The organism is Agromyces albus, from assembly GCF_004134825.1.
GTDB lineage: Bacteria > Actinomycetota > Actinomycetes > Actinomycetales > Microbacteriaceae > Agromyces > Agromyces albus.
On the sequence record NZ_SDPN01000020.1, the window covers coordinates 1 to 16,756 of the forward strand.

The following is a 16,756-nucleotide window of genomic DNA, read 5'->3' on the forward strand; positions in this document are numbered from 1 at the left end:
CGACGTCGGCCTTCACCGCAGCGCGGGCGCGGCGCGCCGCCACCGCCGCGCGGGATGCCGCGACGCGATCGACCTCGGGCGGCGCCGACGGTGAGACCGATACCCGCTCAGGCACTCGCAGCTCCGACCTCGTCGGCGCGACGCGCGATCGCGTCGGCGATGCCGTCAGGGCCTGCGCCGAGGATCGAGCGCGACTCGCTCACGATCACGCCCGGCCCCAGCGCTCCGTAGATCCTGCGGAAGTCGGAGAGCTCTGCGCCCTGGTACCCGAAGCCCGGCGCGAGCACCGGGAGTCCGGGCCGCGAGGGCTCGGACTCGGTGTCGATGCCGGCGAGCGAGAGCTCGTTGGTCGCGCCGAGCACGACGCCGACCGAGCCGAACGATCGGGTCGCGGCATCCGCTCGCCCTTCGTTCCAGGCGATGACGCCCGACGTGATCGCCTGCGCGACCGTGGAGCCGGCACGACTCGACTGCTGGAGCACTGCGCGCTGGATGGCCGCCGCCTCGGGGTTCGACGTCGCGGCGAGCACGAAGAGGCCCTTGTTCGCGGACTCGGCCGCGACCAGCACGGACTCGATCGAGCCGAGGCCCTGGTAGGCGCTGATCGTCATCGCGTCGGCCTCGAGCGGCGAGCCCGGCCGCAGCCACGCCTCACCGTAGGCCTCGACGCTCGATCCGATGTCGCCGCGCTTGACGTCGGCGATCACGAGGAGCCCGGCGGCGCGAGCTTCGCGGATGATCCGCTCGAGCGCCGCATAGCCCGCGGCGCCGTGGCGCTCGAAGAAGGCGACCTGCGGCTTCACGATGCCGGTGTGGTTCGCAGCGGCCTCGACGACCCGCAGGCCGAACTCGCGCACGCCCTCGGCGGAATCGGACTGGCCCCACTCGGAGAGGAGCGAGGCGTGCGGGTCGATGCCGACGCAGAGCCGGCCGCGGGTCGCGAAGACGGCATCGAGTCGATCGCCGAACGACGTCGGGCCGCTCATACGTGCGCCTCCCGCCGGGCCTGGTACTCCTGCAGGCTCGTGACCTCGAAGCCCGTGCGCACCGCGTCGAGCGAGGCGACCGCGGCCGACAGTTCGGCAATGGTGGTGAACAGCGGGATGTCGGATGCCACGGCCGCGGCGCGGATCTCATAACCGTCGGCGCGAGCCGAGCGGCCGCTCGGCGTATTCACCACGACGTCGATCTCGCCCCGGTGGATGAGCTCGACGACGGATGCCGCATCGGCCGTGGGCTTGTCGCTGAACTTCAGCACGACGCCGGCCTCGATGCCGTTGCGGCGGAGCACCTCGGCGGTGCCCTCGGTCGCCGCGATCTCGTAGCCGAGCTGCTTCAGCCGGAGCACCGGAAGGATGATCGCCCGTTTGTCGCGATCGGAGACCGAAACGAACACGGTGCCCGTGAGCGGCATGCCGCCGTACGCGGCGAGCTGGCTCTTCGCGAACGCCGTCGGGAAGTCCTTGTCGATGCCCATGACCTCGCCCGTCGAACGCATCTCGGGGCCGAGCACGGAGTCGACCATGGTGCCCTCGCGGGTGCGGAAGCGGTGGAAGGGCAGCACGGCCTCCTTGACGGACACCGGGGCGTCGAGCGGCACGCGAGAGCCGTCGGACGCGGGGAGCATCCCCTCGTCGATGAGCTCGGCGATCGTCGCGCCGACCATGACGCGAGAGGCCGCCTTCGCGAGCGGGATGCCGAGCGCCTTCGAGACGAATGGCACCGTGCGGCTCGCGCGCGGGTTCGCCTCGAGCACGTAGAGCACGCCCGCCGCGACGGCGAACTGCACGTTGAGCAGGCCTCGAACGCCGATCCCCTCGGCGATGCCGCGGGTCGCCTCGCGCACGCGGTCGACCTCGGCGCGGCCGAGGGTCACGGGCGGGAGCGTGCAGCTCGAGTCGCCGGAGTGGATGCCGGCTTCCTCGATGTGCTCCATGACGCCGCCGATGTAGAGGTCGGTGCCGTCGTAGATCGCGTCGACGTCAATCTCGATCGCGTCGTCGAGGAAGCGGTCGACGAGCAGCGGATGCGTCGGGCCGACGATGCCCTGGCCCTCGATGCGCACGAAGTAGTCGGCGAGCGACGCCGAGTCGTACACGATCTCCATGCCACGACCGCCGAGCACGTAGCTCGGTCGCACGAGCACCGGGTAGCCGATGCCCTCGGCGACGTGCACGGCGCCCGCGACGTCGATCGCGGTGCCGTTCTTCGGGGCGAGCAGGCCCGCTGCGTCGAGGATGCCGGAGAAGAGCCCGCGCTCCTCGGCGGTGTCGATGGCGTCGGGGCTCGTGCCGAGGATCGGGATGCCCGCCGCCTCGAGGCCCTTCGCGAGGCCGAGTGCGGTCTGGCCGCCGAGCTGCACGACGACGCCGACGAGCTCGCCGGTCTGCGACTCGGCGTGGATCACCTCGAGCACGTCTTCGAGCGTGAGCGGCTCGAAGTAGAGCCGGTCGCTCGTGTCGTAGTCGGTCGAGACCGTCTCGGGGTTGCAGTTGATCATGATCGTCTCGAACCCGGCCGCCGAGAGCGCGAACGACGCGTGCACGCACGAGTAGTCGAACTCGACGCCCTGGCCGATGCGGTTCGGCCCCGAGCCGAGGATGACGACCTTGCGCCGGTCGGAGGGCTCGACCTCGGTCTCGAGGTCGTAGCTCGAGTAGTGGTAGGGGGTGAGCGCCGGGAACTCCCCCGCGCACGTGTCGACGGTCTTGTAGACCGGGCGGATGCCGAGGATGTGGCGCACCTCGCGAGCATCGGCTTCGCCGAAGCCGCGGAGCTGTCCGATCTGCGCGTCGGAGAAGCCGTGGTCCTTCGCGAGGATGAGGAGGTCGGTGTCGAGGTTCTCAGCGGACGCGACGGTCTCGGCGACCTCGTTGATCAGCACGATCTGGTCGAGGAACCAGGGATCGATCTTCGTCGCCTCGAAGAGCTCGGCGATCGTGGCACCCTTGCGCAGTGCCTGCTGCACGAGCACGATGCGCCCGTCGGTGGGGGTGCGGGATGCCTCGACGAGCTCGGCCGCGCTGCGTTCCTCGTCGCCCCAGTGGAACGACGAACCGCGCTTCTCGAGCGAGCGGAGCGCCTTCTGCAGCGCCGTCGCGTAGTTGCGGCCGATCGCCATGGCCTCGCCGACCGACTTCATGGTCGTCGTGAGCGTGGGATCGGCGGCGGGGAACTTCTCGAATGCGAAGCGGGGCACCTTCACCACGACGTAGTCGAGCGTCGGCTCGAAGCTCGCGGGCGTGACGCGCGTGATGTCGTTCGGGATCTCGTCGAGCCGGTAGCCGATCGCGAGCTTCGCGGCGATCTTCGCGATCGGGAATCCGGTGGCCTTCGAGGCGAGCGCCGACGAACGCGACACCCGCGGGTTCATCTCGATGACGATGATGCGCCCGTCGGCGGGGTCGATCGCGAACTGGATGTTGCAGCCGCCGGTGTCGACGCCGACGGCGCGGATGATGTCGATGCCGATGTCGCGCAGCTGCTGGTACTCGCGGTCGGTCAGGGTGAGCGCGGGCGCGACCGTGATGGAGTCGCCGGTGTGCACGCCGACTGGGTCGACGTTCTCGATCGAGCAGACGACGACCGTGTTGTCGTGCGTGTCGCGCATGAGCTCGAGCTCGTACTCCTTCCAGCCGAGGATCGACTCCTCGAGCAGCACCTCGGTGGTCGGCGAATCGTGCAGGCCCTGTGTCACGTAGCGCACGAGGTCTTCCTCGGTGTACGCGAAGCCCGAGCCGAGTCCGCCCATCGTGAAGGACGGGCGCACCACGAGGGGGTAGCCGAGGTCTTCCGCGAAGGCCTTGGCCTCGTCGAGGTTCTTCGCGACGTGGGAGCGCGCGACATCCGCACCGGCCTCGATCACGAGGTCTTTGAAGAGCTGGCGGTCTTCACCCTTGCGGATCGCCTCGACCTTGGCGCCGATGAGCTCGACGCCGTGCTTCTCGAGGATGCCAGCGTCGTGCAGCGCGATCGCGGCGTTCAGCGCCGTCTGCCCGCCGAGTGTCGGCAGCACCGCGTCTGGGCGCTCCTTGATGATGATCGACTCGATGATGTCGGGCGTGATCGGCTCGATGTACGTGGCATCGGCGAAGTCGGGGTCGGTCATGATCGTGGCCGGGTTCGGATTCACGAGGATGACGCGAACGCCCTCGGCTCGCAGCACCCGGCAGGCCTGGGTGCCCGAGTAGTCGAACTCGGCCGCCTGGCCGATGACGATCGGACCCGAGCCGATGACGAGGACGCTGTTGATGTCGTCGCGCTTGGGCATCAGACTTCGGTCTCCTTGCTGGCGAGCACCATGTCGCGGAATCGGTCGAAGAGGTAGTTGGCATCGTGTGGCCCTGCGGCGGATTCGGGGTGGTATTGCACCGAGAACGCCCGGATGTCGAGGCAGTTGAGGCCCTCGACCACGTTGTCGTTCAGGTCGTAGTGGCTCACCTCGACCCGGCCGAATCCCTCACTCGAGTCGCTCACACCCTCGATGGGCGCGTCGACCGCGAAGCCGTGGTTGTGCGACGTGATCTCGACCCGGCCGGTCGCCTTGTCGAGCACGGGCTGGTTGATTCCGCGGTGTCCGAAGGGCAGCTTGTACGTGCCGAAGCCGAGGGCGCGGCCGAGCAGCTGGTTGCCGAAGCAGATGCCGAAGTAGGGCAGGCCCGCGCGCAGCGTCGTGCGCAGCAGGTCGACATGGCGATCGGATGCCCCGGGGTCGCCGGGTCCGTTCGAGAAGAACAGCGCGTCGGGGGCCATCGCGAGCACCTCTTCTGCGGTGATCGACTGCGGCACCACGTGCACGTCGAAGCCGCGCTGGGCGAGGTAGCGGAGCGTCGAGGTCTTCACGCCGAGGTCGAGCACAGCGACCGAACCGACCCGCTCGCCTTCCGCGGCGAGCGTGTAGGGCTCTTGTGTCGAGACCGTGCCCGAGAGGTTGCGCCCGGTCATCTCGGCGGCGGCGCGAACGAGGTCGAGCTGCTCGCCCGCCGTGAGCGAGGCATCCTCGCCCGAGAAGATGCCGGACCGCATCGCGCCCGCCGAGCGGAGGTGGCGGGTGACGGCGCGAGTGTCGATGCCGCTGATGCCGACGATGCCCGCCTCGGCGAGGTCGTCGTCGAGACTCCGCTGCGAGCGGAAGTTGGAGACGACGCGGGAGGGGTCGCGCACGATGAAGCCCGCGACCCAGATGCGGGCCGACTCCATGTCTTCGTCGTTCATTCCCGTGTTGCCGATGTGCGGCGCCGTCATCATGACGATCTGTCCGGCGTACGACGGGTCGGTGAGGGTCTCCTGGTAGCCGGTCATGCCGGTGGCGAAGACGGCCTCGCCGAGCGTGCGTCCGCGGGCCCCGTAAGCGCGTCCCTCGAAGCGGCGTCCGTCTTCGAGCACGAGCACGGCGGGTTCGCTCGTGCGGGCGATGGTGGTGGTCTCAGTCATCCGAGGCCTCACTCTCTTGCTTCTGCTTCGGCCGCGGCGCGACGGGCGCGGCGGCGATGTCGTTGATGGCCTGGATGATCCGGGCCGGGTCGCCCGGGTACCTGGCCCGGAGGTAGCTGTCGACGCGTGGCGAAGCCACGGCGGTGTCGCGCTCGCTGGCGATCCAGGTCACGGCGATGAGGCCCTCGGGCTCCACGCCGCGGTCGATCGCGTAGCTCGCCATCTCGGCGCCGGACAGCCGGTCGGCGGGGATGAAGCTCGTCGACTCCCCCGCGATGCGGAGGATGATGCCCTCGCGGAGCACCTCGATCCGCGCGGAGCCGCGATACGCGAGCCCGTGCACGGCGAGCCGCTCGAGCGGCTCGCCGACGGGCGTCGTCGCGACGTAGAGCACTTCGGTCTCGAAGAGCGGCTCGGCATGGCTCGCCGGAACCGGGTAGGCCGAGAGCGACTCGTCGCGCACCGTGCGGCGCCGCCACGAGCGGTACATCAGCCAGACGGCGAGGGCGACGATGACGAGGCAGACGATCGCGCCGATCCACTTATCCATGGGCGTCCTCCCGTGCCTCGGCGGCGCGCTGCGCCACCTCGTCGGCGGGGCGCAGGACACCGTCGAGATACGTCGGGTACCCGCTGTGGAAGGTCGCGACGACCGCACCCGGCAGGGTTCGTCCGAGATACGGCGAGTTCGTGCTCCGGCCGGCGAGGCGATCGAGATCGAACGCGGATGCCGCGCTCGGGTCGTAGAGCGTGAGTTCAGCCGGCGACCCGGCGACGAGCGCGCCCCCGTGGCCGCGGAGGCGACCGATGCGGGCCGGCGCCTCGGAGAGCACTCGCGCGACATCCGCCCAGCCCATGAGGCCCGTCTCGACGACTGCGGCGTGCACGACGGCCAAGGCGGACTCGAGGCCCACCATGCCGTTCGCGGCGGCGTCCCACTCGCTCTCCTTCGCCTCGACCGGATGCGGCGCATGGTCGGTCGCGACGATGTCGATCGTGCCGTCGGCGAGGGCGGCGCGCAGCGCCTGCACGTCTTCGGTGCGCCGCAGCGGAGGATTCACCTTGAAACGCGGGTCGTAGCCGGCCACGAGGTCTTCGGTGAGCAGCAGGTGATGCGGCGTGACCTCGGCGGTCACGTCGATGCCGCGCGCCTTCGCCCAGCGGATCACCTCGACCGATCCTGCGGTCGACACGTGGCACACGTGCAGGCGGCTGCCGACGTGCTCGGCGAGGAGCACGTCGCGGGCGATGATCGACTCCTCGGCGACGGCTGGCCAGCCCGTGAGGCCGAGCTCGCCCGAGAGGGCGCCTTCGTTCATCTGCGCGCCCTCGGTGAGGCGCGGCTCCTGGGCGTGCTGGGCTATGACCCCGTCGAAGGCCTTGACGTACTCGAGGGCGCGGCGCATGAGCAGCGGGTCGGACACGCAGAAGCCGTCGTCGGAGAAGACGCGCACGTTCGCGCGGGAGCGGGCCATGGCCCCGAGCTCGGCGAGTTCGGCACCCTTCAGGCCCACCGTGACCGCGCCGATGGGCTGCACGGTGGCGTAACCGGCGGCGCGGCCGAGGCTCGCCTCCTGCTCGACGACGCCCGCCGTGTCGGCGACCGGGAACGTGTTCGCCATCGCGAAGACGGCGGTGAACCCGCCCGCTGCGGCGGCTTGCGTGCCCGTGAGCACCGTCTCGCTCTGCTCGTAGCCCGGTTCGCGCAAGTGCGTGTGCAGGTCGACGAGTCCGGGCAGTGCGATGAGGCCGTCGCCGTCGACGACCGTCGCGCCGGCGGCATCCGTCACGGTGCCGACCTTCGCGATGAGGCCGTTCTGGACGAGGATGTCGGCGCGCTCGCCGTTCGGCAGCGTCGCGCCGGTGATGAGGTGCGACTCGCGCATCACGACTCCCCCCGTTCGCCCGACAACAGGAGGTAGAGGGCGGCCATTCTCACTGATACTCCGTTCGCGACCTGCTCGCGCACCGTGGATTGCGGCGAATCTGCGGCGCGGGCGGCGATCTCCAGCCCGCGGTTCATCGGGCCCGGGTGCATGACCATCGTAGTCGGGGGCAACCGGTCGAACCTGGCGTCGTCGAGCCCCCAGATGCGCGCGTACTCGCGGCTGTTCGGGAAATACGCGGCGTGCATGCGCTCCGCCTGGATGCGGAGCATCATGACGGCGTCGGGCACCTCATCGAGTGCGGCGTCGAGGTCGTAGCCGATTCGCGCCGGCCATGCGCTCGTGTCGACGGGCATGAGGGTCGGCGGGCCGACGAGCTCGACCTCGGCGCCGAGGGTCGTGAGCAGCCACACGTTCGATCGCGCGACGCGGGAGTGCAGGATGTCGCCGACGATCACGACGCGAGTGCCGTCGAGGCCGCGCCCGCGCGAGGCGCGCCCGTGCAGGCGACGCCGGAGTGTGAACGCGTCGAGGAGTGCCTGGGTCGGATGCTCGTGGGTGCCGTCGCCGGCGTTCACGACGCCTGCGTCGATCCAGCCGCTCGTGGCGAGCGTCTGCGGCGCGCCCGAGGCGTGATGCCGGATCACGACGCCGTCGGCGCCCATCGCCTGCAGGGTCTGCGCGGTGTCTTTGAGGCTCTCGCCCTTCGAGACGCTCGAGCCTTTCGCACTGAAGTTGATGACGTCGGCCGAGAGGCGCTTGGCTGCGGCCTCGAAGGAGATCCGCGTGCGCGTGGAGTCCTCGAAGAAGAGGTTCACGACGGTCTTGCCGCGGAGCGTCGGGAGCTTCTTCACCTCGCGCTCCTGCACGGCGGCCATGTCCTCAGCGACGTCGAGCAGGCCGATCGCCTCGGGCCGCTCGAGATCGCGGGTGCTCAGCAGGTGCCGCATCAGTCGTCGCGCCCGTCGATCGTGACGGCATCGTCGCCGTCGATCTCTGCGAGCCGCACGTTGATGCGCTCGCGCGCCGAGCTCGGCAGGTTCTTGCCGACGAAGTCCGCCCGGATCGGGAACTCGCGGTGACCGCGATCGACGAGCACCGCGAGACGCACCGCCCGGGCGCGACCGAGGTCGGCGAGCGCGTCGAATGCCGCGCGGATCGTGCGGCCCGAGTAGAGCACGTCGTCGACGAGCACGACGGTCTTGCCGTCGATGCCGCCTTCGGGAACGGCCGTCGGTTGCGGTGCACGCACGGGGTTGCGGCCGAGGTCGTCGCGGTACATCGTGACGTCGAGGGCGCCGGACGGGATCTCGGTCGCCGCGATGCGGCCGACGATCGCCGCGAGCCGCTCGGCGAGCACGACGCCGCGAGTCGGAATACCGAGGAGCACGAGGCCATCGGCCCCGCGATTCGACTCGAGGATCTCATGGGCGATACGAGTGAGCGCCCGGTCGAGGTCAGCTTGCTGCAGCACGATGCGCACAGCCATGCGGACTCCCTTCTCCGCCTCACAGGACGGGCTTCAAGGTTGTCAGTGCCTCGATCATATCAGCGGCGCCGCGACCCGCCCGGACATGCAGGAGGGCGAGGCGCTCAGCGCCTCGCCCTCCCGTCCGGATCGCGGGGATCCGCGATCATCGCGACGGACGTGACGATCGCGACGGTCCGTGGAGCACGCGCGAGGCGACGACGAGCGCCGCCGCGACGAGCACGATGTTCTTCAGCACGTACTGTCCGAGCAGCGTCGGTCCCCCGTCGGCGAACAGCTCCGCCGGGAAGAACACGAGCGGCGAGAAGATGCCGACGAACGCGACGGCGAGCATCACGAGACCGAAACGCGCGAAGACGCCCGAGATGAGTGCGAGGCCGGCGACGGTCTCGATGGCCGCCGTCAGCACGAGGGCGAGCTGCCCGCCGACGATGCCGAAGGTGAGCACTCCCCAGGTCGCGGTCACGAGCGACTCGACCGGGCTGACTCCGGGGAAGAACTTGAGCACGCCGAAGACGACGAACACCGTGCCGAGGGCGATGCGCAGCGCGTGAGCGCTCCAGCGCTCGAGCAGCGACTTCAGCATGGCCTCGGCCGAGTGGACGCGCTCGAGCAGAGCGATCCGGCCGATGGGGGCGGGACGGGTACCGACGGGCTGCAGGCCGGGAGTCGGGGCGGAGATGGACGACATGGTCGGGTGCTCCTTCCAGAGCGGTTCACGGGTTGTGTTGGGATGCCGTGTTCGGCACCGTCAACCAGTGAATCGGCCGCGACCGGCCGCGTGATCCGGGTGAACGCGGGAATCCGGCGAGGGCTGTCACCCAACCTGCACAGGGGTAAGCACTGGGTCAGGTGGCAGGCCAGCACTGGGACTCTCGACGCGGTGGCGCGACGTCGAGGCATCCGCTGTGCCGGTCGCGTGGGCGGGCGCGGGCGTCGACCTCCGCACCGGCCGTCCGTCGGCACTGGCCGTGCTGCGGGCCTGGCGACGCGTATCGACGGATGCCTCCTACCGCACGAACGCGCAGCGACTCGCCGCCCGTCTCGCCGAGCACGACGGCCCCCGGGAGGTCGTCGAGCACACCCTCCGTCTCGTCGTCGGGGGTGCTTCGACCTACCCCTTGGAGTGCGAGATCGCCGCGAGCAGGCCGTTCACGAAGCCGGCCGAGTCGTCGGTCGAGAGCACGGTCGCCGCTTCCACGGCTTCGGAGATCGCGACGGGGTCGGGCACCGCGTCGTTGTAGAGGATCTCCCAGACCCCGATGCGCAGGAGCGCCCGGTCGACCGCCGGCATGCGGTCGAGGGTCCACCCGCGTGAGTGGGTCTCGATGAGCTCGTCGATCTCGGCGCGGTGGTCGACGATGCCGTCGACGATCTCGCGCGCGTAGAGCCACGAAGCCGCGCGCTCGGGCTCGTTGACGGCCTTCTCCGCCTCGACGACGAGCATCTGCTCGACCGGCACCTGCCGCATGTCGGCCGAGTACAGCATGTCGAGCGCGCGCTTGCGCGCCTTGGTGCGAGCGCTCACTAGTCGTTCACGCGGCCGAGGTAGTCACCGGTTCGAGTGTCGACCTTGACCTTGGTGCCGGTCTCGAGGAAGAGCGGAACCTGGATCTCATAGCCGGTCTCGACGGTCGCCGGCTTCGTTCCGCCGGTGGACCGGTCGCCCTGCAGGCCGGGCTCGGTGTAGGTGATCTCGAGCACGACGGATGCCGGGAGCTCGACGTAGAGCGGATTGCCGTTGTTCAGGGCGATCGTGACGGACTGGTTCTCGAGCATGAAGTTCGCAGCGTCGCCGACGACCGTGGCGGGCACCGTGAGCTGGTCGTAGTCGCTCGCGTCCATGAAGACGAAGGCTTCGCCGTCGTTGTAGAGGTAGGTGAAGTCGCGGCGGTCGACGTTCTCGACGTCGATCTTCGTGCCCGCGTTGTAGGTGCGGTCGACGGTCTTGCCCGAGACCACGTTCTTCAGCTTCGTCCGGACGAACGCACCGCCCTTGCCGGGCTTGACGTGCTGGAACTCGATGACGCTCCAGAGCTGGCCGTCGATGTTCAGGACGACGCCGTTCTTGATGTCAGCGGTGCTTGCCATGCGAATGTGATCCGTTCAGTTGCGAAATTGCTCGGCCGGAGTCGGCCGGAACACAGAGTTCAGTCGGTCGAGTGTAGTCGCTGCCGTTGGACGGCGCCAATGCAGGGCACCCCCGCCGGGCGCGCGGCAGAATCCCGGCTCACGCGTGCCGCAGGATCCAATCGACGGCCAGCCGGTAGGAGTCGGATCCGAAGCCCGCGATGACGCCAGTCGCGACCCCCGAGATGACACTCGTGTGCCGGAAGGTCTCGCGCGTGTGCGGGTTCGAGAGGTGCACTTCGACGAGCGGCACGCCCGCTTGCCTGAGCTGCGCGGCGGCATCCCGAAGCGCGTAGCTGTAATGAGTAAAGGCAGCCGGATTCAGCACGACCGGCACTCGCTCGTCGACGGCGTGGTGGATCCACGCGATGAGCTCGGCCTCGTCATCGGTCTGCCGGAGGTCGATCGACACCCCGTCGGGCACGGATGCCGCGAGCGACGCCTCGATGTCGGCGAGCGTCTCGCTGCCATACACCTCGGGCTCGCGCGTGCCGAGCCGGCCGAGGTTCGGTCCGTTGAGGACGAGGATGGTGGAAGTCACGCGGCAAGCCTATCCACCAGTGAACGGGAGGGTGACAGCGGGTTGCGCCTCTCTCGGCGCAACCACCCCGTGTTCACCGACTGGTCGGCATCGAGATTTCCGGCGGCCACTCCAACGTGCGCTCCGCCCGATTGTGTTGCGTGCATGCCACATCGCTCAGCTCGCGCGCAGACGCGCTTCCTCGCCCTGGCCGCGGCGGCCGCCACCGCGGCCGTCATCCTCATCCCCTCTCCCGCGATCGCGGCCGGCAACGGCGAGCCGCAGGGCCCTTCGGCCAAGATCGTCGAGCCGACGCTCGTCGCCCGCGCGACGTTGTCGGCGGATCACCTCGAGGCGGGGCCGCCGTCCGGTGCGCTGGCCTCGGCCGCGAACGGCCGCACCGGCCCGTTCGCCGGTCAGGTCGTGCCCGGATTCTCCGCGATGATCGACAACGGCGATGGCACCTTCTGGGCCCAGCCCGACAACGGCTTCGGCTCGAAGGCGAACTCGGCCGACTTCCTGCTGCGCAACTACCTCGTGCGCCCCGACTGGGAGACGGCCGACGGCGGCGCGGGTGACATCACGATCGAGCGCTTCATCTCCTACAACGACGCGAACCACGTGCTCGACTTCCCGATCGTGAACGAGTCGACCCCCGAGCGTCTGCTCACGGGAGCGGACTTCGACATCGAGTCGATCGTGCAGGCGAAGGACGGCTCGTTCTGGGTCGGCGAGGAGTTCGGCCCGTTCCTCCTGCACTTCGGCGCCGACGGCACGCTCCTCGAGAAGCCGGTCCCGCTGCCGGGCGGCGCAAAGTCGCCCCAGAACCCCTATCTCGCGGCCGGCGAGACGCCCCGGGTGCGCGCGAGCCGCGGGTTCGAGGCACTCGCGGGATCGACCAGCGGTCGACACCTCTACCCGGTGCTGGAGGGCGCATACGCCGACGACCCCGACCTCCGGCGCCGCGAGATCCTCGAGTTCGACACGACCACCGGCGCCTACACCGGGCGCACGTGGAACTACCAGGCCGACCAGGACGCGAACGTCGTCGGTGACGCGTTCACCGTGCGCAATGACGTGCTGCTCCTCGTCGAGCGCGACGACTTCGAGGGCGAGCAGGCGGTCACCAAGCGCGTCTACGAGATCGACCTCTCGCGCACCGACCACGAGGGCTACGTCGAGAAGTCGCTCGTGCTCGACGCGCTGCGCATCGCCAACCCCGACCTCCTCGGCGCGGGCGACGGCTACGGGACGGGCGAGGTGTTCTCGCTGCCCGTGCAGTCGTTCGAGACGGTCGTGCGGCTCCGCGACGGGCGCCTCCTCATCGGCAACGACAACAACTACCCGGGCAATGACGCACGCATCACGGGCACGCCGGATGACACCGAGTTCGACCTCATCGACCTCGAGAAGGAACGGGTGCCCTCCTCGGACATCACGGTCGTGAGCCACCGGGGCGCGAGCGGCTACCGCCCCGAGCACACGCTCGCCGCCTATGAGACGGCGATCACGCAGTGCGCGGACTTCATCGAGCCCGACGTGGTCGCGACGAAAGACGGCGTCCTCGTCGCCCGCCACGAGAACGAGATCAGCGGCACGACGGATGTCGCGGCCCGCACCGAGTTCGCCGCCCGCAAGGCCACGAAGACGATCGACGGCGCCACGGTCACGGGCTGGTTCACCGAGGACTTCACGCTCGCCGAGCTGAAGACCCTCCGCGCGATCGAGCGGCTTCCCCAGATTCGTCCGCAGAACACCGCGTTCAACGGCCTCTACCAGGTGCCGACGCTCGACGAGGTCATCGACCTCGCACGGCACTCCGTGAGCTGCCAGGGTGAGCCCATCGGCGTGTACCCCGAGACGAAGCACCCGACGTACTTCGACTCGATCGGACTCTCGCTCGAGGAGCCGCTCGTCGCCCAGCTCGCGCGGAACGGCGTCGACGACGCCGACGCCCCGGTCATCGTGCAGAGCTTCGAGGTCGCGAACCTCAAGGAGCTCGACGGCCTGACCGAGGTCGCTCTCGCCCAGCTCATCAGCTCGAGCGGCCGGCCGTACGACTTCACCGCCGCCGGCGATGCGCGTACGTACGCCGACCTCGTGACCCCGGCAGGGCTCGCCGAGATCGCGGGCTACGCCGACGGCATCGGCATCGAGAAGAGCGTCGCGATCCCCCGCAAGGCCGACGGCACGCTCGGCACGCCGACCCCGGTCATCGCCGACGCGCACGCGGCCGGGCTCGACGTGCACGGCTGGACCTTCCGACGCGAGAACGCCTTCCTTCCGGCCGAGTTCCGCTCGAGCGCCGACCCCGCCGGGATCGGCGACCTCGCCGGCGAGATCCGGGTCTTCGTGGAGGCAGGCCTCGACGGACTGTTCAGCGACAATCCCGACGTCGCGGTCGCTGCCATCGACTGAGCACCGCATCGCGGAGCGAGGGTGGGGATGCCGTGGCATCCCCACCCTCGCTCCGTGTCAGGAGCCGATCTCCTGGTACGCGGCGAAGAGCAGCGACTGGTCGGGAGCGTGCAGCACCGTGGGCCGCGCGATATCGTCGAGCACGATGAACCGCAGTGCTCCCCCGCGGGCCTTCTTGTCGCGCTGCATGGTGGCGAGCAGCGTGTTCCACCGGCCTGCCGGGTACGTCGTCGGCAGGCTCAGCAGCTCGAGCACGCGGCGATGCCGATCGACGACCTCGTCGGAGAGGCGTCCGCTCAGCCGACCGAGCTCGGCGGCGAACATCATGCCGACCGCGACCGCCGCGCCGTGGCGCCACTGGTAGCGCTCGGCGTGCTCGATCGCATGCCCGAGCGTGTGGCCGTAGTTCAGGATCTCGCGCAGGCCCTGCTCGGTGAAGTCCTCGCTCACGACCTCGGCCTTCATGCGGATGGCGAGCTCGACGACGCGACGGAACTCGGGCGTCGCCGGGTCGGTCGCCGCCTCGGGGTCGGCCTCGATCACGTCGAGGATCTCGGGGTAGCGAATGAACCCAGCCTTCACGATCTCGGCGAATCCGGCCAGGATCTCGTTCTTCGGGAGCGTGTCGAGCAGGTCGAGGTCGCAGAGCACCGCCGCGGGCGCGTGGAACACGCCCACGAGGTTCTTGCCCTCGTTCGTGTTGATGCCGGTCTTGCCGCCGACCGAGGCGTCGACCATTCCGAGCACTGTCGTGGGCACCTGGACGACTCGCACGCCCCGCAGCCATGTGGCGGCGACGAAGCCGGCGAGATCGGTGATCGCGCCGCCGCCGAGACCGATGACGGCGTCGCTGCGCGTGAAGTCGGCCTGGCCGAGCACCTGCCAGCAGAACGCGGCGACCTCGACGCGCTTGGCCGCCTCGGCGTCGGGCACTTCGGCGAGCAGCACCTCGTATCGGCCCTGCAGTTCTTCGCGCAAGGCCGCGGCGCGAGCGCCGAGGGTGGACGGATGCACCACGAGCACCTTCTTCGGCGCCGTGCCGAGCACTTCGGGGAGCTCGGCGAGCACCGCTCGCCCGATCACGACGTCGTACCCGTCGTCGCCCCCGACGTGGATCGTCGTTCGCGTCTCGCTCGCCGTCATCGTGCTCCTCCGAACCACTCGGTGATCTCCTCGACGATCCGCGCGACCGAGCGACGCGAGGTGTCGATGCGCAGGTCGGCGAGCGCCTCATACACGGGCCGGCGCGACTCGAGGATCGCCTTCCACGCGCCGATGCCGCCTTCGGCGAGGAGCGGTCTGGTGCTGCCCGAGAGTCGCGGTGCGACCGCCTCGGCCGAGACCTGCAGCCATACGACCGGCAGGTCTTCGAGGTCGGCCTGCGTCTCGGGGTGCAGCACGGCGCCCCCGCCGAGCGAGATCACGGACTCCTCCCGCAGCGCGTCGGCGACGATCTCGCGCTCGATGATGCGGAAGTACTCCTCGCCCTCGCGAGCGAAGATCTCGTCGATCGGGCCGTAGCGCTCGGTGATCCGGACGTCGGTGTCGATGAAGGGGGCGTCGACGGCCGAGGCGAGCCGTTGGCCCACGCGTGACTTGCCGGCACCCATCGGGCCGATGAGCACGATCGGCAGGCCCGTGCGGCGCTCGTCAGGCACGATCGGCCGCGGCGGTCTCCGAGGCGCCCGCGGTGCGGAGCGTCGCCGGGATCGCCGCGAGGTAGGCGTCGAGGTTGCGTCGCGTCTCCGCCACGGAGTCGCCGCCGAACTTCTCGAGCATCGCGTTCGCGAGGGTCAGGGCGACCATGGCCTCGGCCACGACCCCGGCCGCCGGCACTGCGACGACGTCGGAACGCTGGTGGTGCGCCACGGCGGGCTCGCCCGTGGCGACGTCGACTGTGGGCAGTGCGTGCGGAACGGTCGCGATGGGCTTCATGCCGGCGCGCACCCGCAGCACGGTGCCGGTGCTCATGCCGCCCTCCGTGCCACCGGCACGGTCGCTGCCGCGCAGGATTCGACCCTCGCCCTGGTGGAGCTCGTCGTGCGCCACCGAGCCGCGACGCGTCGTGGTGAGGAATCCGTCGCCGACCTCGACGCCCTTGATCGCCTGAATGCCCATGAGTGCCGCCGCGAGTTGCGCGTCGAGTCGGCGGTCCCAGTGCACGTAGGAGCCGAGTCCGGGCGGGACGCCGTACGCGAGCACCTCGACGACGCCGCCGAGGGTGTCGCCGTCTTTGTGCGCCGCGTCGACCTCGGCGACCATCGCCGCGGAGGTCTCGGGGTCGAAGCACCGCAGCGGGTCGGCGTCGAGCTGATCGACATCGTCGGGCAGCGGCAGCGGCCGGCCCTCGGGAACGCGCACGGGGCCGATCGCGAGCGTGTGCGCCACGAGGCGCACGCCGAGCTCGGCGAGGAACGATCGAGCGACGGCGCCGAGGGCGACGCGGGCGGCAGTCTCGCGTGCGCTGGCTCGCTCGAGCACAGGGCGCGCCTCGTCGAAGCCGTACTTCTGCATGCCGACGAGATCGGCGTGCCCGGGTCGGGGCCGGGTCAGCGGGGCGCCGCGGCCGCGGCCGAGCGAGTCGGGATCGACCGGCTCGGGGCTCATCACCTCAGACCATTTGGGCCATTCGGTATTGCCGATGCGCAGGGCGATCGGGCTGCCGAGGCTGAGCCCGTGGCGCACCCCACCCGAGATGGACAATTCGTCCTGCTCGAACTTCATGCGCGCGCCCCGGCCGTAGCCGAGCTTGCGGCGCGCGAGGTCGGCGCGAATATCGTCGAGCGAGACGGGGATACCGGCGGGAAGACCCTCGAGGATCGCGACGAGCTCAGGACCGTGCGACTCTCCGGCAGTGAGCCAACGGAGCATGCCCTCTAT

The 16,756-nt window shown here is 70.0% G+C and carries 15 protein-coding genes; 1 reads left to right on the top strand and 14 read right to left on the bottom strand.

The features are described from left to right. Positions 1-107 precede the first annotated feature (107 nt). From pyrF to ESP51_RS11635, 11 genes are all read right to left on the bottom strand, one after another. Complete coding sequence (pyrF, locus tag ESP51_RS11585; protein ID WP_129521062.1) at positions 108-986, bottom strand: orotidine-5'-phosphate decarboxylase; 879 nt, start codon at positions 984-986, stop codon at positions 108-110. After that, a complete protein-coding gene (carB, locus tag ESP51_RS11590) occupies positions 983-4,270 on the bottom strand; it encodes a carbamoyl-phosphate synthase large subunit (protein ID WP_129521063.1) in 3,288 nt (1,095 codons plus the stop codon). Before carB ends, pyrF begins: the two co-directional genes overlap by 4 nt. Beyond that, a complete protein-coding gene (gene carA / locus ESP51_RS11595) occupies positions 4,270-5,433 on the bottom strand; it encodes a glutamine-hydrolyzing carbamoyl-phosphate synthase small subunit (RefSeq protein WP_206737300.1) in 1,164 nt (387 codons plus the stop codon). The genes carB and carA overlap by 1 nt, the downstream gene beginning before the upstream one ends. Beyond that, positions 5,426-5,983, bottom strand: a complete 558-nt coding sequence (locus tag ESP51_RS11600) for a PH-like domain-containing protein (RefSeq protein WP_129521064.1) — start codon at positions 5,981-5,983, stop codon at positions 5,426-5,428. The genes carA and ESP51_RS11600 overlap by 8 nt, the downstream gene beginning before the upstream one ends. Continuing rightward, the gene (locus ESP51_RS11605; RefSeq protein WP_129521065.1) at positions 5,976-7,319 is read right to left on the bottom strand and encodes a dihydroorotase; all 1,344 of its coding nucleotides are present in this window, start codon (positions 7,317-7,319) and stop codon (positions 5,976-5,978) included. Before ESP51_RS11605 ends, ESP51_RS11600 begins: the two co-directional genes overlap by 8 nt. Then, the gene (locus tag ESP51_RS11610) at positions 7,319-8,269 is read right to left on the bottom strand and encodes an aspartate carbamoyltransferase catalytic subunit (RefSeq protein WP_129521066.1); all 951 of its coding nucleotides are present in this window, start codon (positions 8,267-8,269) and stop codon (positions 7,319-7,321) included. The genes ESP51_RS11605 and ESP51_RS11610 overlap by 1 nt, the downstream gene beginning before the upstream one ends. Beyond that, complete coding sequence (pyrR, locus tag ESP51_RS11615; RefSeq protein ID WP_129521067.1) at positions 8,269-8,808, bottom strand: bifunctional pyr operon transcriptional regulator/uracil phosphoribosyltransferase PyrR; 540 nt, start codon at positions 8,806-8,808, stop codon at positions 8,269-8,271. The genes ESP51_RS11610 and pyrR overlap by 1 nt, the downstream gene beginning before the upstream one ends. 145 nt (positions 8,809-8,953) lie before the next feature. Then, positions 8,954-9,499 carry a DoxX family protein gene (locus tag ESP51_RS11620; RefSeq protein ID WP_129521068.1) on the bottom strand — a complete coding sequence of 182 codons (546 nt, stop codon included), beginning with the start codon at positions 9,497-9,499 and terminating at the stop codon, positions 8,954-8,956. 423 nt (positions 9,500-9,922) lie between these two features. Next, on the bottom strand, positions 9,923-10,336 hold the full coding sequence (gene nusB / locus ESP51_RS11625; RefSeq protein ID WP_129521069.1) for a transcription antitermination factor NusB: 414 nt from the start codon (positions 10,334-10,336) through the stop codon (positions 9,923-9,925). After that, positions 10,336-10,899 (bottom strand): elongation factor P, encoded by a 564-nt coding sequence (gene efp, locus ESP51_RS11630; protein WP_129521070.1) that lies wholly within the window; start codon positions 10,897-10,899, stop codon positions 10,336-10,338. The genes nusB and efp overlap by 1 nt, the downstream gene beginning before the upstream one ends. A gap of 139 nt (positions 10,900-11,038) precedes the next feature. Beyond that, complete coding sequence (locus ESP51_RS11635) at positions 11,039-11,479, bottom strand: type II 3-dehydroquinate dehydratase (protein WP_129521071.1); 441 nt, start codon at positions 11,477-11,479, stop codon at positions 11,039-11,041. Between the two features lie 144 nt (positions 11,480-11,623). Between ESP51_RS11635 and ESP51_RS11640 the strand changes: the two genes are divergently transcribed. Then, complete coding sequence (locus ESP51_RS11640) at positions 11,624-13,876, top strand: esterase-like activity of phytase family protein (protein WP_129521072.1); 2,253 nt, start codon at positions 11,624-11,626, stop codon at positions 13,874-13,876. Positions 13,877-13,933: 57 nt separating this feature from the next. Here ESP51_RS11640 and aroB read toward each other — a convergent pair whose 3' ends face one another. Genes aroB through aroC form a run of 3 tightly spaced genes read right to left on the bottom strand, consistent with a single transcriptional unit; the run spans position 13,934 to position 16,747 of the window. Beyond that, positions 13,934-15,019, bottom strand: a complete 1,086-nt coding sequence (aroB, locus tag ESP51_RS11645; RefSeq protein ID WP_129521073.1) for a 3-dehydroquinate synthase — start codon at positions 15,017-15,019, stop codon at positions 13,934-13,936. After that, positions 15,016-15,534: a shikimate kinase gene (locus ESP51_RS11650; RefSeq protein ID WP_241843130.1), complete on the bottom strand. Its 519-nt coding sequence runs from the start codon at positions 15,532-15,534 to the stop codon at positions 15,016-15,018. Before ESP51_RS11650 ends, aroB begins: the two co-directional genes overlap by 4 nt. After that, positions 15,527-16,747 (bottom strand): chorismate synthase, encoded by a 1,221-nt coding sequence (gene aroC, locus ESP51_RS11655; protein ID WP_129521074.1) that lies wholly within the window; start codon positions 16,745-16,747, stop codon positions 15,527-15,529. The genes ESP51_RS11650 and aroC overlap by 8 nt, the downstream gene beginning before the upstream one ends. Positions 16,748-16,756: the final 9 nt, after the last annotated feature.

Excerpts from the sequence above, each read along its gene's own strand:
- ESP51_RS11605 (WP_129521065.1), bottom strand. The coding sequence starts at position 7,319 with ATGCGCGAGTCGCACCTCATCACCGGCGCGACGCTGCCGAACGGCGAG.
- carA (WP_206737300.1), bottom strand. The coding sequence starts at position 5,433 with ATGACTGAGACCACCACCATCGCCCGCACGAGCGAACCCGCCGTGCTC.
- ESP51_RS11640 (WP_129521072.1), top strand. The coding sequence starts at position 11,624 with ATGCCACATCGCTCAGCTCGCGCGCAGACGCGCTTCCTCGCCCTGGCC.
- carB (WP_129521063.1), bottom strand. The coding sequence starts at position 4,270 with ATGCCCAAGCGCGACGACATCAACAGCGTCCTCGTCATCGGCTCGGGT.
- efp (WP_129521070.1), bottom strand. The coding sequence starts at position 10,899 with ATGGCAAGCACCGCTGACATCAAGAACGGCGTCGTCCTGAACATCGAC.
- aroB (WP_129521073.1), bottom strand. The coding sequence starts at position 15,019 with ATGACGGCGAGCGAGACGCGAACGACGATCCACGTCGGGGGCGACGAC.
- pyrF (WP_129521062.1), bottom strand. The coding sequence starts at position 986 with ATGAGCGGCCCGACGTCGTTCGGCGATCGACTCGATGCCGTCTTCGCG.
- ESP51_RS11600 (WP_129521064.1), bottom strand. The coding sequence starts at position 5,983 with ATGGATAAGTGGATCGGCGCGATCGTCTGCCTCGTCATCGTCGCCCTC.
- aroC (WP_129521074.1), bottom strand. The coding sequence starts at position 16,747 with ATGCTCCGTTGGCTCACTGCCGGAGAGTCGCACGGTCCTGAGCTCGTC.
- pyrR (WP_129521067.1), bottom strand. The coding sequence starts at position 8,808 with ATGGCTGTGCGCATCGTGCTGCAGCAAGCTGACCTCGACCGGGCGCTC.
- ESP51_RS11610 (WP_129521066.1), bottom strand. The coding sequence starts at position 8,269 with ATGCGGCACCTGCTGAGCACCCGCGATCTCGAGCGGCCCGAGGCGATC.
- ESP51_RS11620 (WP_129521068.1), bottom strand. The coding sequence starts at position 9,499 with ATGTCGTCCATCTCCGCCCCGACTCCCGGCCTGCAGCCCGTCGGTACC.